Genomic DNA, 14,997 nt, shown 5'->3' with positions numbered 1-14,997 from the left:
GGTTCGGGTCGCTCGTTACTCGATGAGGTCGTCCGCGATGGCGCCCGGCAAATGCTTGCGGCGGCGCTGGAGGCCGAAGTCGGCCTATATCGCGCAGTTCACCGATCAGGTTGACGAGAATGGGCATCGCCTAGTGGTGCGCAACGGCTACCACGAGGAGCGGACCGTGTTGACGGCCGCTGGGGCGGTGCCGGTCAAGGCCCCGCGGGTCAACGACAAGCGCATCGACGCTGACACCGGTGAGCGGTGCCGGTTTTCCTCCCCGATTTTGCCGGCGTGGGCGCGCAAGTCGCCGCAGATGACCGAGGTGTTGCCGCTGCTGTGCCTGCACGGGCTGTCCAGCGGGGATTTCGGCCCGGCGCCGGAGCATTTCCTCGGCACGGGCGCGGCGCTCTCGGCGACCGAGATTACTCGGCTGACCGCGCAGCGGCAGGACGAGGCCAAAGCCTTCGGCAAGCGTGACTTATCCAGCACCGATTACCTGTATTTGTGGGTGGATGGCATCCACCTCAAGGTGCGCCTTGAGGTGGAGAAACTCTGTTTGCTGGTAATGATCGGGGTCCGTGCTGATGGCCGCATGGAGCTCGTCGGGCTGGCTGACGGCTTCCGGGGATCGACTGAGTTCTGGGCTGATTTGCTGCGCGATTGCCGCCGCCGCGCCATGACCGCAGCGGTGCTCGCGGTCGGCGACGGCGCCCTGGGCTTCTGCAAGGCGTGCGGGAGGTGTTCCCGGATATTCGAGAGTAGCGCTGCTGGTGGCATAAGCAGGCCAATATTCTTGCCGCACTGCCGAAATCGGTGCACCCAGGGTGCAGTCGCGGCGATGAAGGAGATCTACAATGCCGAGGATATCGACAAAGCCCAGCTCGCGATCAAAGCGTTCGAGATCGACTACGGCGCCAAATACCCCAAAGCGGTCGCCCAAGATCGTCGACGACGCCGAGGTGTTTTTGGAGTTCTACCGGTATCCCGCCGAGCATTGGATCCACCTTCGCACCACAAATCCGATCGAAAGTACCTTTGCGACAGTACGTTTGAGGACCAAAGTCACCAAAGGGCCGGGCTCCCGCGCGGCCTGGCTGGCGATGGCCTACAAGCTAATCGAGGCCGCCCAGGCCCGCTGGCGCGCGGTCAACGCACCACACTTGGTCGCCCTCGTCCGTGCCAGCGCCGTCTTCCACAAGGGCAAGCCGCTCGAACGGCCTATCGACATCACACCCGAACCGTCGGCAGCTGAGCCTCAAACCGTCGGATCGCAGGTCGCCTGAAACTCACCGATCCACAGGTCTTGACGATATCTCACTCACGGATGTCGAAGAGGTAATTGGTGTTTTACCTGCCATGGCCCTCGAGATCCCGCCTTCGGTAGCTGGTCCATCGCGCGCTGGAAGTAGCCTGGTGCGAAATCGGCGAAGGGTTCTTCTTCGACATCTTCCCTGGATGAGCGGCTACGACGGTGTCGTAGCCGCGCGCGTCCATGCAATTGAGCAGGCGACAAACGTATTCCGATACCAGGTCGGCCCTCAAGGTCCACGATGCATTGATATAGCCCATGGTGAACGCCATGGTGGGCACATCGGACAGCAACATCGACTTATAGGTCATCGACTTGCTGACGTCGACATCCTGGCCGTTACGACCAAGCTTGGCGCCCCCAAAAGCCACAAGTTCAATCCTGTTGCGGTAGAAGATGATATCGGCCGCCAACTCGTGACCCGTTCTGGTGAAGCGGTCGATGTTGGCGAACGTTGCAGCATCGTTATGTGCCCGGCGCCGCTGTCGATAACGACGACGTTCTTTACCGGCATAATCAAGGTCTCTGGGCCGGTGCTGAGGTTGCAATATGGGCCCACCGAAGTTCTCCTCGCCGGGAAAGTTTGGTCGGTAACCCGCGTCGTAGTTGTAATAGCCGCTACACATGAAGACGAACCGCGCCTCGAGCTCTAATTCCTCAGCCGTTCCGAACCGCCTTGATGGTCCAGCGCCGGCTGGCGTCCGACCAAGCGGCAGACAAGACCTGGGTACCGAAGTGAATGTGCTCATGGATGCCGTTCTCGGTCGCGACCTCACGCAGATAGTTCTTGATTGTCGGCGCGTCGACAGTGAACCTGGCCGAGTGCCAGGGCTTGAAGGAATCCGAACGTGCACATATCTGAGTCCGACCTGATGCCCGGATACTTGACCAGATCCCACGTGCCACCCGGATCACTTCTGCGCTCTAGAACTACGTACCTATTACCGGGGCAGCGATCCTGCGGGTGCCAGGCAGCGCTGATACCGGAAATCCCCGCTCCCACGACCACCACATCGAACAACTCTGACATGTTAATCGAGGTTAGCAACCCGATGACCTTGTCGCCAAACCGCTCGATCGACTCCGCATCTACTCCGTCGGACCGCCTTGATGCGGCGCAGAAGGTCCGCGCCGCAACGCATCTGCGTGCCACAACGTGTTCTGACCACTTCACTTCCTAGTGAAAGAGGACCGGCATCGTCCTAGCCTTCCCCAAGGACCGTTATTGCCAAACGCAAGCTCGGCTGTCACTGGGGGACTGCACCCCACCGAGATAGTCCCAGAGGGAAATGAGTAGTTTCATGCGAACCCGAAGGTCGGCATCGATCGATGCGGCAGCGCACTTTGTGTGCGAGATCGCCGTGTCGCTACCGTGGTCCGGGTCGCGCGTGCAGCTGGGAGGCCGGAGGCATATTGGGCGGGGCGCAATGCTTGATGAGATCATCGACGTTCTGTCCGACCCGCTCAGGCGCGGTACCTACCGACGGTGGGTAGAGCATGATGTGGTCTAGCACGCCCTCGTAGCGGCGTAGCCCGTTGCGAACCTCGTCAGCGGTGCCGGCGACACCCATGACGTCGATCATGTCATCGGTGACGGCGTTGAACATGGCCTGAAAGTCGCTGCGGGTGAAGGCTTCTCGGATGACGGCACCCTGCTTGGCGAATCCGCAGAAGTCGAGCAGCGGTTCGTAGGTCCTGACCGAGGCGTAGAATGCGATCTGCTGCGCTACCTCGCGACGAGCGATCTCGGGGTCGTCGTGGATGGAGCACATCACCATCGACACGATCTCGACGCCGTTAGGGTCGCGCCCGGTGCGTTGTGCGCCCTTGGCCACCGCAGGCCGCACGACTTCCTCCACATACGCGGTGGTGAAGAGTGGATGCCCGGCCAAGCCGTCAGCGACCCGTCCGGCGGCTTCACACATTCGCGGCCGCACGGCGGCGGTGACGATGGGGATATTGCGCGCAGGGGGTTCTACCGGCCCGGTGGGGACGAGATTCATATTGTAGAAACGGCCCTCATGGCGGACGGGTCCTTCGTGCAGGTTCCAGATGCGCCGGATAAGGGGTACGAGTTCCTCGACGCGCAGGGCGGGGGCGCTGGTATCGGTGACAGAGTGCCAATCGCTCATCATCCGTTTGGTGCCGTTGCCGATCCCGAGCACGACCCGACCACCGGACAGTTCGTCGAGGTCGCGTGTTTCGGTCGCCAAGACCAGCGGACTACGTCCGATGCCGTAGAGGATTGACGACCCGATGCGACACCTGTTCGTCGAGGTTGCCATCGCCGCCATCGAGATGGATCCCGACCGGGTGTAGAACTCGGATGCCCAGACGGCGTCGAACCCGGCCTGGTCGGCAGCCGCGGCGGTGGCCTTCATCGCGGCAAGTTCAGGGGCGACGACTGAAAGTCCATAAGTACTCATAAGTGACGGCTCCATCGTGTGGTAGGTGACAGACGGTGTCAGCGGCTAGTTGACCCGAAGGCGAAAGCCCATCGCCGCCGACAGCAAGCAGGTGTGTCAGCGTTGCCTCAGGACCGCGGTCTCAGTCCTCGACGGCGAGAGCGCCTGTGGGGCAGCACGATACTGCTTCTTCGATGAGTGATCTGTGGCATTCCGGTGGCTCGGGGTTCACGATATTGAGTTGGCCATCGTGCCTGACCTCGAAGAAGTCAGGAGCCAGGCCTTCACACATTCCGATTGACGAGCATCGGTTGCGGTCGACTCTGATCTTCATACCACGCCGCCTTACGCGTTCGGGGTGAAGCGGACGGGAAGGTGATTCACGCCGTGGAAGAACGTGCTGACGGTGTAGCTGGGTGGCCCGCAGACTTCAATATCAGGCAGGCGGTGCAGCAGTTCTCTGAAGAGCGCAGCGAGTTGCTGCCTGGCCAGCTGGTTGCCGAGGCAGTGATGGATTCCCCCGCCTCCGAAGCTCACGTGCGGGTTAGGGTCGCGCGACAGATCGAACTTCTCCGGGTTAGTGAACACGGTGGTGTCCCAGTTGGCCGAGCTGTAGAAAAGTATGATCTTGTCACCCTCGGTGATCTGCTGCCCGCCCAGTTCGCAGTCGCGAGCCGCCGTCCGGCGAAATGTCATGATTGGTGTGGCCCACCGGACGAATTCTTCCACGGCCCCTTTGATCCGTCCGTCGAAATCCTCCATGAGCCAAGCTCTTTGGTCTGGGAAGTCCGTCAATGCTTTCATCGCGTGACTGGTGCTTTGGCGCGTGGTGTCGTTCCCGGCGATCGTGAGAAGTATGAAAAACGAGACGATCTCGTCGTCGGTGAGTTGTTCGCCGTCCACTTCAGCTTGAACGAGGTTCGTCATAAGGTCATCTTCGGGCTGCCGGCGACGTGCGGCGATGATTTCGCGGGCGCCATCGCCCAAGAATCCCATCGCTTGGAACAGGCGAGGTATGACCGGGTCTTCGCCCATCACCTCCGGGTCGCTCCACCCACCGGCATACCGTGACTCCCACGCGATGTCGCGGCGCATCGAGTCCGGCACGCCCATCATGTCGAAGATGTTGTGCATCGGCAGCAACGCGGCGCACTGGTCGACGAAGTCAGCCTCGCCTTGCGGGGCAAGGCCATCGACGACCCGTTTCGCGTTGGCCTCGATCTGGTGACTGGTCAGCCGCATTTGCTTCGGTGTGAATGCGGATGCCAGCAATCGTCGAATCTTGGTATGCCGCGGCGGGTCCATAGCGATGAAGCCTTGCGCGGTGTCGAGCAGTTCCTGCGGGATCGACTCCATCACAATGCCTTGACCAGACAGGAAATCGTCGTGTCGCCGGGTCGCCTCGACAAGTAGCGGGTGGGTGACCACGGCCCAGAAGCCTTGGTCGTCCTCGTCGTCGATCATGGTGTGCTCGACGCGCGGGTGCCAGCTGATGGGGGCGCGTCGGCGCAGCTCCGCGTAGGTCTTCTCACGGTCAGCGGCGGTGCCAGCCCAAAAGGCAGTCGAGGACAGGTCGGCAGAATCATACGAACGTGCTGAACGACGCTCCACCGACGACTTCGGAGCGGAAGCGCTGACAGTCATGAGGGTCCTCCCGAGCTAGTGTCTCCACGCCAGTGTTTACACTTTTCTCTATAAAGTCAACATCCAGACAAAAATCTGCGTTGTGTAAACGGCCTCGCGGGATCTGCGCCCAAATAGCGAAGGGCGATCCGCGAGATCCGCTCACCGGTCAGACTTGCATCGGCAGAAGGAAGCACGACATGGCTCACAGTGAGCCTCACCAGCGCATCGGCGACTTCATGCACGTCATCGGCATCCAGACCTGGAAAGTGCTCGTTGAACCAAGTCACGAGGGCTGCCGAGGATAGCTCCAGCAGCGATGCCGAGGTCGGCAGGAGCGGCAACATACCGGTTGTCTCGGAAACCGTTTTGTCTGTAGGCCGATTTGACGTCAACACCGCCTTCAAGAGCGGGCTCGCTTCCGCTTCCTCGAGGGTGTACGACACCGCGGCGGTGATACCCCCGCGGACATCTCCGGCGTGTTGTGCCGAAACTGCGTGAATGCCGTTCAAGAATCGTTCGCCTTCGGACACAACCAGCGCGTCACCCAGTCCCTGCTTATCGGTGAATTCCTTGTAGAGCGTCGGGCGGGACACGCCGACAAGCTTGGCGACTTCACTCATGCGAACCCGATGCCAGCCCTTCTCGATAGTGAGGTCACGCGCAGCCCTGAGAACTTGCTCACGCATGTGCTGGCGAAACGAGAGGCGAACGGACTCTGTGGACATGGTGAGCAGGATATGCGTCTTGCACAAGTGTTCCGTCCGGGCGGTGGAGGACCACACCTGCTTGCTGTCGAAGATGACCAATCGCCGGTCCCTGCATGATTTCGTTGATGCGGTTCTAACGCCGGCTCGGAGCGTTCGATGGCTTAGTCGGCAAACGCCGGCGTGATAACGGTGGGCGTAAGCGTTGCCAGGACAGTGGCCACGCTTGGTCGTCACCACCAAAGACCACGCGAAGTCGTTCCCCATTCCATGGGCGTCGTAGCGTCCTCGCTCCGAATTCTGCCGCCGCCTGATCCGAGACGCTTGCGCTCGCGTTAGGGCCCCAAACCATCTTCACCGATGACGTGCATGGCACCAAGCGCGACAGGATCCGCGCGAAAAGACCTTGATTGGCTTTCGATGCGCGTCTCATCGGAGTTCGAAATCTGCGATCTCAGGTGCACGCAATAGTTCTCGGTGCCGCTCGGGTGTCCACGGAAACAATTCGGGAAGCCCATCTTTGCCTAGGTACCAACTGTTGCAACCGGTAACCCAAATTGTTTGTGGCATCGCTGCTTTCATGCTGTCGTTGTAGCCCTTGGTGGCCAACTTGGTGGGCGCGGCGGCGACGATGCGGCCCTCACGGATCCGGTTAATCCACCACAGCACATAATCAGCCTGGTCCTCGGCGACCGGTATCAGTGACTGGTTGCCGATCGGCGAATGCGGACCCATCAGCATGAACAAGTTTGGGAATCCGGGCACCGCGACCGACCGATACGCCGTGGGGCCATCGGCCCATGCCTCGTCGAGGGTGAGCCCACGCTCCCCGACCACTGTCAGCGGGCGCACGTAGGCCCGGGCGTCAAACCCGGTGGCATAGACCAGCAGGTCGAGTTCGTGCAAGGTACCGTCGGCCGTGATGACGCCGCGAGGCTCGATGTGGTCGATCGTCTCGTTGATCACCTCCACACCCGGTTGTTGGACCGAACGGTAGAAATGTCCCGCCATAATCTGGCGCTTGCACATCGGCTGATCTTTCGGGGTGAGTTTCGCGCGCAACTGCGGGTCGCGCACCGAGAGTCGCAGGTTCCATCGACATAGCGTCTGAACCAAGCGGCGCTGAAATCCCGGACGGATCGGCGCGCGGCCGAAGATGCGCCTGACCACCAATCCCCAGAACCAATAGCCCAGGCCGTTCAACCTCGGCCACCGCGTCAACGCGGCCTGGATCAGCGGTGAGTAGTGCGGATTGGGCATCGGAAAGACCCACTGCGCAGTGCGTTGGAAGACGGTGAGCCGACTGACCTTGCCCCCGAGTTCGGCAATGATCTGTATGCCTGTCGAGCCCGTCCCGATCAGTCCGACCCGCTTGTCCCGCAAGGTGACGGAGTGATCCCATTCCGCGGAGTGGAACACCGGCCCGGCAAAACTCTCCTGGCCGGGAATGTCCGGATAGCGCGGCACCCGGAGCACGCCGGTCGCGGTGACAAGGACGTCGAATGTCTCTTCGCTGTCGTCGGTCGTGATCCGCCACCGCTCGTCGTCGTATCGGGCGGATATGACCTCGGCGCCGAACTTGATGTGCGGGCGGATGGCCCGTTCGTCGGCCACCTGCTGGAAATAGGCCTGGATCTCCGGCCCCGGCGGCAGCAGGTGCGACCAGTTCGGGTTGGGCCGAAACGAGTAGGAGTAATACCGCGATGGGATATCGCAGGTTAGCCCCGGGTAGGTGTTGTCTCGCCATGTGCCGCCGACATCCTCGGCCTGTTCGAAAATGGTGTACGAGTCAATGCCGGCGTCCTGCAGCTTGATCGCCATGCACAGTCCCGACATGCCCGCACCGATGATTGCGACTTTGACTGACCGTTGTTCCGTCATGTTCATCACTCATTCTTGAAGTGCTACTTGTACTCGGCACTGCCGATCACGCCGATACCGGCGCCGCTACGCACTAAGGCATTGATGCGCGCTTCCGCTCGTTGTCGGCACACGACCAGCCGTCCTACCCGCGCACGCCGGTGCGGCGACCCTTGTTCCGTGCACCAAGCGTTCCCTCCTGCTGCCCCAGTTGCGGACCGCTACACGTGTGGAGCCACCAACAGTGTTAACCGTCGTTAGCGTACCCCTCGAAAATGGCTCCGGTGGGTCAAAAGCCGCGCTGCGTGGACGTTCGGCACCCAGATGCCAAGCTGAATGCAGCGGCCGGCCCAAGGCGGAAATTGTTACGTCAGAGCCGCTCCGGCGGCGAAGAGCGATTCCGTGAGCCGCTTTTCGGCGTCAGGCACACGCTCGGCTGCGGCCGCAGTGGCGGCGGCGCGAGCCCGCAGTGGGGTGCCTGGGTTGTAAGCCATCCGGGCTACTTCGGTCCAGGCGGTCGACACCTCCCGAGCAGCCCTCGACGCCTCCAGGGCGGCTTCGGAATGCAGCAAGTTGGCGATGCTTCGACAGCCGTCGGCCTGCAGGGCCCTGAACAACCCCCCTCCCGTCCCCGCCTTCTCAATGAACGCCCACAGCGCAAACAGGGCGCTTTCGAGGTTGTGATCGTCCAGGGCGTCAGGCCACGCCGCCACGTCGACGGCGAAATGCTCGACACCATCGAGTCCATCCTTCTGTGCCTCAGGGTCGCGAGTGACTGTAAGACCCCGGCTGTCGGTGATTGCCGCCATCGCCTGCGCGCTTCGGATAAGGGCGGGACCGGCGATCGCCGCCAAGTCCGGCGCCGTAGTCGGCCAGTCGACGATGTAGGCGGTGTGACGGGTCGGCACGGGAAAGCCGGTCGAAGACCGTGCCCGACGGAGATCCTCGTAGGGGACCAGTTGGACCGAATCTCGGTCGTTGTCAACGACCAAGGCCACGCCTCGGTCGTCGTCGTAGCCGGTGATGACAATGTCGTGGCGGCTCATGCTCAACCGTGCGCGCAGATAGGGCAGATGAGCAATGTCGGCCCAAACCATCACGGGGGTGCGGCGGTCGAGTTGATCGGTCACCCACTTCCACCCGAGGTCGCCGTCATCGGTGGCGCGAATCTCGAACTGTGCACCGACATTAGTGAGGTATTGCTCTTCGAGATCGGGGCCCCTGCCAACGAGGTACACCGGCGGAAATAACTCGTCGGAACGGGCATAGGAAAAATCCAGCGTGCCGCTCAGCGCGAAAACCAGTCCTTCGCGGGGGGCGTGCACACCCCAACGGAGTCCGGCCCACTCGGTCAGATCGCGGAGGGCACCGGACCCGCAGTGGCCGCCGAGCTCGTGTCTGTAAGGCACCTCTACGCGCGCCATGACGATCCCGTCCTGACGGCCTGCCCAGGGCGTCTAGGGAAATCCTTTGGAGGCAGCCGCGTCGATGGCCGCGGGGCGCGCTGCAAGGGCACCTATCGACCCCGGCTAGTGCTTGTGCACTCTTGCCGGAACTGTTTTCGCAGTTCGCGTTTGAGCACCTTGCCAGCACCTGAGAGAGGGAGCGCATCAACGAACGAGGCTGTACGGGGCGCCTTGTATCCCGCGATCTGAGTCTTACAGAAGTCTCTGAGCTCTTCGGCTGTCACCGAGGAGTTTTCGGTCAAGACGACGACCGCATGAACGCGCTCGCCCCAATTTTCATCGGCAACTCCGATGACCGCGCACGCCGCCACCTCCGGGTGCCTGGACAGAACATTCTCGACTTCCGTCGAGTAGACATTCTCGCCACCCGAGATAATCATGTCTTTGATGCGGTCGACGACGAACACATAACCCCGCTCGTCCATGTAACCGGCGTCACCGGTGTGCATCCACCCATTGCGCAGCGCGGCCGCTGTCTCGTCTGGTTTATTCCAGTAGCCCAACATCACGTTGCCGCCACGCACGACGATTTCGCCGGTATTGCCCGGCGGCACTTCCTTATCGTCAGCATCGACGATTTTGACCTCGGCGCAGGGCGCGGCGCGGCCGGCTGAACGCAATAGGTCCGGATGCTCGTGGTCCTCAGGACGCAGGACTGTGGCTAGGGGGGACAGTTCTGTCATGCCATAACCCTGCATGAATCGCGCCGACCGCACGGTCTTCATCGCGCGCGACAGGACCGCCTCGGAAATCGGCGATGCCCCGTACATCACGTTTCTGAGGCTGGAGAGGTCGTAATCCCTGACGGCGGGATGGTCGACGACCATCTGCAGCATGGTCGGCACTAAAAGGACGTCGGTGACCTGGTGGCGTTCGATGGTCTGGAGAATGGCACTGGGCTCGAAAGTCGAGAGCATCACATGTGTGCCACCCAGGGTGGTTTGCCCCGCCCAGGCGGCCAAGTCCGCGAGATGGAACAACGGCGCAACATGAAGCAGTCGAGCCTCCGAACTCAGAAAGCTTCCCACGCTGAGCATTCCCAGCACGGAGGTCATCAGGTTCGCGTGGCTAAGCATGACGCCCTTGGGTAGACCCGTGGTGCCACCGGTGTAGAACACACCGGCCAGTTGATCGCCGCTGCGCCGCACGTCATCACCGACTTCGCCGCCGGCTATGAGTTCCTCATAGCAGAACATTCCCTCCGGGGTCGGGGCGTTTCCGCAATGAACGACTGCGCGCAGGTCAGGATATGACGCGCGAAGTGCGGGGACTGCTGGACTGAAGGCGTCATCGACAAATAAGACATCGGTTTGGGAGTCGCGCAGGGCGTAGGCAATCTCCGGAGGGCTCCAGCGGATATTGATCGGGTTTAATACCGCGTCCGCCCACGGCACCGCCAGCAGGTACTCATGGTAACGGTCGGAGTTGAGCGCCAGCATGCCGACGCGATCCCCGCGGTTAACGCCAATCGTCCGTAATGCGCTCGCCAACTTCGCGATTCGTTGTGCGGACTGCGCATAGGTCCGTGTTCGATCCGCGTCGATGGTGGCGAGGCGGTCCGGGTGTTGTTGCAGTGCTCTGTGCAAGCCCTGCGTGAGGTACATCACGTCTCCTCCTGAACTCTCAACCGGTGCGGGCCCGGCAATGACACATCCAGTGGCCCCGAGCGCCCTCACGTTATCAGTGGTTAACATTACTGGGGCGCCGATGGATAGCACAATCGTCCTTTGAACTCGACAACTGAGAGCCCACCCAGTCACCCGCCTGCATCGAATCGTCGTCACGTCCCACAATCGTGAATGCTTAGTCACATATGCTGCGACTTGTGGCGGGAACGGTGTTACCAGTCCCCACTTCCAAGTCGACTACTCCAATTAGGTGGCGTTGGAGGCGATAAAATCGAAGACCCCGTCGCAGCCCAGACCTGCACGCCCCGCAGAAGGTGTCGCTGGGACGTCCAAGTGGTCGCCGATGGGACGCCGGCATTGTCGATGGAGACAGTGCCCAGAACACGCGGAAGGACTACCTTGGATGATCCGGTGATTTATGACGTCGTCGATGGGGTGGCCTGGCTGACTATCAACCGGCCCCACTCTCGCAATGCGCTCAGTGTCGCCGTGCGCCAAGGATTATGGGATGGCGCACGTCGGTTCAATGAGGACGCTGACGCGCGCGTACTCGTTTTGACCGGCGCGGGTGAAAAGGCATTCTGCGCCGGCGGCGACCTTAAAGAGATGGCGCACCAGGCGCTGGCGGTTCCGCCACTGGACTTCGCCCCGCAGTTCGGCCGCAACATCGACATCGCTAAACCGACCATCGCGGCGGTCAACGGTGTTGCATTCGCCGGCGGGTTCCTGCTCGCACAGCAGTGTGACCTGATCGTCGCCGCCGAGCATGCCCTGTTCGCGATCACCGAAGTCAAAGTCGGCCGTGGAGCTCCCTGGGCCGCTCCTCTTTCGTGGCTCGTTCCACCGAGAATCGCTCTGCAGATGATGCTCACCGGCGAACCGATCAGCGCGGCCCGGGCGTTCGAAGTGGGTCTTGTTAACGAGGTGGTGCCCGCCGCTCGGCTTAGGGATCGAGCCCAGAAGCTGGGCGCTCTAATCGCTGGAAATGCTCCGCTGTCGGTGCTGGCCGCTAAACAGACTGCGTATCTATCGGCGCGACATCGCCTTGAGGAGGCATACACGCTGGCTGAGAAGATCTGGGAACCCGTGTACCACTCCGCGGACGCGCAGGAGGGCCCACGCGCATTCCGGGAGAAACGGGCACCTGTATGGCGGGGACGCTGAACACGCCGGATGTCTGCGAATGCTCGTGCCAAGGACCGCGCGGCGAGACCGCCGGCTGACTGGCGCGGCGTGCGGGCCCGCCAAGCAAGCCGATTGGCGGCGTGCTTAATCGTGGCCAGGGAGCCATCGACACGAAGCAAATCATTGACAGCCTCTGCTCAGCGAAATCACCCTCCCGAGGACACGCCGAGGCGAGGACACTCCGAGGTTGCGCCTACCGTCGACCTCGGCGCTGCGGCAACGCGTGGCTTGCCCGATCCTCACTGTGCGACTCGCACGGTGGAACGCCGAGAACAGCGTGCCCCATCCGCGCGAGCAGCACCGAGACGCGCTCGGGAGGCATCCCCGTATCGCGATATTGCAACGTCGATTGGATGGCACCGATCGCGCCGTGAACAACGGCGCGCAATTCCGTCTCGTCCAACTCCGGCCTTAACTCGCCCAAAACGTGCACCCACTCTTCAACGTAGAGGCGCTGTTTGCGGCGCAGGCGACTACGTCGATGGTCAGGCAGATTATGGACTTCTCGGTAGTAAACAATGGCGAGTTCGCGCTTCTCCATCACCAGGGCAACGTGGTCGGCTACTAAGGCAGTCAGCGCCTCGCGATCATCTCGGCTTTGTTCAACGATCGCCGACGCCCGTCGCAGCAGCGTGTCAATCACTTGTTCGAACAGTGCCGCCAGCAAGCCCGCCTTGCTGTCAAAGTGCCGGTAGATCGCTGGACCGACGACCCCTGCCGAGATGCCGATATCGGCCATAGAAACAGCGTGATAGCCACGGTCCGCGATGAGTTCGGCGGCGGCCGCCAGAATCCGCTCGCGACGCTCGCCTCCTCGCGTGCGGCCGACGGTGACTGTGTCGGTCACGGTCGACCATCCTTTCGCAGTCGAAGCAGCAATACCTCTTCCGTTCGAAACGCCCACACGTTCCGGGTGATCTACGAACGTTAACACTTCTTCACGATGCCCACTCCCCACGCACAACTGCCGCGCCATCCAACGTCCATACTGGGAGAGGCCCCGGGGTACCTCCAAGCGCGGCGCGGCTGCAACCACCAAGACAATCAACCCGGATAGATTGCAGTGATCGGCGGACGAGACCTCCTTCATTCGCATGAGTCGTAGATCTGGTGCACCGGAGCGCGACATCTACGCGATGGGTGTTGCAAATCCTTGGGCCTCGCACGTAACGTTAGCCACCAGTAACTGAGGCTGTTGAGCTTCGACGGTTTCTGGACTAATCGGGGCACGCGAAGCACTCCTTGAGGTGGCCACTTGCACGCGACGCCCGAGCCTTGCATTGACTTAAGTCGCGGTCGCGAGTGGGTAGGAAGGGATCGGTTTGAGAGATTCAGTGCCGATCCTCGCGCGAGGAGCCTGGCTGACCGATGCCGCCTATGCGCTTGATCGTGTTGGTGGGCGGCGCAGTCATGCTCCAGGACAATGCTTTCGGCGCGTGCGCTGGGAGGCGAAGACAAAGTTTCGCTCCGATTGTTTCGGAATTCAGCACACGGGCCGCTCGCCCCGTTGGGCGAATGCTTTCCGAATCGTCCGACTGCACAATCGAATTGAGACACCTTGCACCTGCGTGCAACCGCTGTTCGGTTGCCGACGCAATTCGATCCGGGAGCCATCATGACGGATATCGAAGCAACCACCAAACACATAGCCGGGACGGAAGGCTGCGCTGTGCCCAACGATCCGTGGACCACGCCGGAGCGGCTAGCACTGAGCCAGTTGGCGCGATCTTTCGTCGCTCGCGAGATAACACCGAAAGTGACGGATTGGGAGGAGGCAGGTGAAATCCCGCGCGAGCTGCACCGTAAGGCTGCCGATGTGGGACTTCTCGGGGTTGGATTCCCCGAGAACGTGGGAGGCAGCGGCGGCGACGCGATCGATTCGGCGTTGGTAACCGAGGCAATTCTGGCGTGCGGTGGGTCTACCGGCGTGTGCGCCGCGTTGTTCACCCACGGCATCGCGCTTCCGCACATCGCCGCGAATGGATCGGATGCCCTGATCGACCACTACGTTCGCCCCACCCTGGCCGGAGATATGATCGGCTCGCTGGCAGTCACCGAGCCCGGAGCGGGCTCAGATGTGGCGAACCTACGCACACGAGCAGTCCGCGATGGTGACACGTACGTGGTCAACGGTGCTAAGACCTTCATCACGAGCGGTGTCCGCGCCGACTTCGTGACTACCGCGGTGCGTACCGGGGGACCCGGGTACGGCGGAGTTTCGTTGCTGGTTATCGACAAGGGCACACCGGGGTTCAAGGTTGACCGCCGGCTGGACAAGATGGGATGGCGTTGCAGCGATACCGCAGAACTCTCGTTCTTTGACGTTCGCGTTCCCGCTGCGAACCTGGTGGGGGCAGAGAACGGCGGATTCTTGCAGATCATGCAGCAGTTTCAGTCGGAACGACTCGGCATTGCCGTGCAGGCATACGCGACGGCGGAGCGCGCGCTCAAATTAGCCAAGGGTTGGGCGCGCGAACGCCAGACTTTCGGGAAACCTCTGACGGCTCGTCAAGTGATCCGCCATAAGCTCGCGGAAATGGCCAGGCAGGTCGACGTCGCGCGCGCCTACACCCGCGCCGTGATGCAACGGTGGCTGGCCGGGGAGGATGTAGTCACTGAGGTGTCGATGGCCAAGAACACCGCCGTATACGCGTGCGATTATGTGGTGAATGAGGCGGTTCAAATCTTTGGTGGGATGGGTTATATGCGCGAGTCCGAAGTCGAACGGCATTACCGAGATTGCCGCATTCTCGGAATAGGCGGTGGCACCAACGAGATCATGAACGAGATCATCGCCAAGCGCATCGGCTTATAGCTGTTCGGCACTGA

General features: G+C 61.7%; 11 protein-coding genes and 2 pseudogenes. 4 read left to right on the top strand and 9 right to left on the bottom strand.

Translation table 11 applies throughout. The features are described from left to right. Positions 1–22 precede the first annotated feature (22 nt). A pseudogene (locus AC0KTM_RS00740) lies at positions 23–865 on the top strand (transposase); the annotation flags it as partial. Next, on the top strand, positions 840–1,268 hold the full coding sequence (locus AC0KTM_RS00735) for a transposase (protein WP_250644919.1): 429 nt from the start codon (positions 840–842) through the stop codon (positions 1,266–1,268). The pseudogene AC0KTM_RS00740 and the gene AC0KTM_RS00735, both read left to right, overlap by 26 nt. A gap of 37 nt (positions 1,269–1,305) precedes the next feature. Here the strand turns inward: AC0KTM_RS00735 and AC0KTM_RS00730 are convergent. The 8 genes and pseudogenes from AC0KTM_RS00730 to AC0KTM_RS00695 all read right to left on the bottom strand — a co-directional run. Continuing rightward, positions 1,306–2,324, bottom strand: a pseudogene (locus AC0KTM_RS00730) (flavin-containing monooxygenase); the annotation flags it as partial. A 337-nt stretch (positions 2,325–2,661) separates the two neighbouring features. Continuing rightward, positions 2,662–3,720, bottom strand: coding sequence for an LLM class flavin-dependent oxidoreductase (locus AC0KTM_RS00725; protein ID WP_007172230.1), 1,059 nt, complete (start codon positions 3,718–3,720; stop codon positions 2,662–2,664). Between the two features lie 121 nt (positions 3,721–3,841). Then, complete coding sequence (locus tag AC0KTM_RS00720) at positions 3,842–4,033, bottom strand: ferredoxin (RefSeq protein ID WP_007172229.1); 192 nt, start codon at positions 4,031–4,033, stop codon at positions 3,842–3,844. An 11-nt stretch (positions 4,034–4,044) separates the two neighbouring features. After that, complete coding sequence (locus AC0KTM_RS00715) at positions 4,045–5,343, bottom strand: cytochrome P450 (RefSeq protein ID WP_007172228.1); 1,299 nt, start codon at positions 5,341–5,343, stop codon at positions 4,045–4,047. A 56-nt stretch (positions 5,344–5,399) separates the two neighbouring features. Continuing rightward, positions 5,400–6,011, bottom strand: a complete 612-nt coding sequence (locus AC0KTM_RS00710) for a TetR/AcrR family transcriptional regulator (protein ID WP_046184315.1) — start codon at positions 6,009–6,011, stop codon at positions 5,400–5,402. A 447-nt stretch (positions 6,012–6,458) separates the two neighbouring features. Beyond that, complete coding sequence (locus AC0KTM_RS00705; RefSeq protein WP_007172226.1) at positions 6,459–7,916, bottom strand: flavin-containing monooxygenase; 1,458 nt, start codon at positions 7,914–7,916, stop codon at positions 6,459–6,461. 338 nt (positions 7,917–8,254) lie between these two features. Beyond that, complete coding sequence (locus AC0KTM_RS00700) at positions 8,255–9,313, bottom strand: BtrH N-terminal domain-containing protein (protein ID WP_007172225.1); 1,059 nt, start codon at positions 9,311–9,313, stop codon at positions 8,255–8,257. A gap of 92 nt (positions 9,314–9,405) precedes the next feature. Then, the gene (locus tag AC0KTM_RS00695; RefSeq protein ID WP_007172224.1) at positions 9,406–10,959 is read right to left on the bottom strand and encodes an acyl-CoA synthetase; all 1,554 of its coding nucleotides are present in this window, start codon (positions 10,957–10,959) and stop codon (positions 9,406–9,408) included. Between the two features lie 423 nt (positions 10,960–11,382). On the opposite strand from AC0KTM_RS00695, the gene AC0KTM_RS00690 reads away from it, so the two are divergent. Then, positions 11,383–12,147 (top strand): enoyl-CoA hydratase/isomerase family protein, encoded by a 765-nt coding sequence (locus AC0KTM_RS00690; protein ID WP_007172223.1) that lies wholly within the window; start codon positions 11,383–11,385, stop codon positions 12,145–12,147. A 214-nt stretch (positions 12,148–12,361) separates the two neighbouring features. Here AC0KTM_RS00690 and AC0KTM_RS00685 read toward each other — a convergent pair whose 3' ends face one another. Beyond that, positions 12,362–13,015, bottom strand: a complete 654-nt coding sequence (locus tag AC0KTM_RS00685; RefSeq protein WP_007172222.1) for a TetR/AcrR family transcriptional regulator — start codon at positions 13,013–13,015, stop codon at positions 12,362–12,364. Between the two features lie 768 nt (positions 13,016–13,783). On the opposite strand from AC0KTM_RS00685, the gene AC0KTM_RS00680 reads away from it, so the two are divergent. Further along, positions 13,784–14,983: an acyl-CoA dehydrogenase family protein gene (locus AC0KTM_RS00680; protein WP_007172221.1), complete on the top strand. Its 1,200-nt coding sequence runs from the start codon at positions 13,784–13,786 to the stop codon at positions 14,981–14,983. The last annotated feature ends 14 nt before the right edge of the window (positions 14,984–14,997 follow it).

Source organism: Mycobacterium sp. NTMscope_Eco_3 (genome assembly GCF_976985685.1).
Note: the sequence above shows the minus strand (reverse complement) of the source record. Positions and strands in the feature narration are given on the sequence as shown.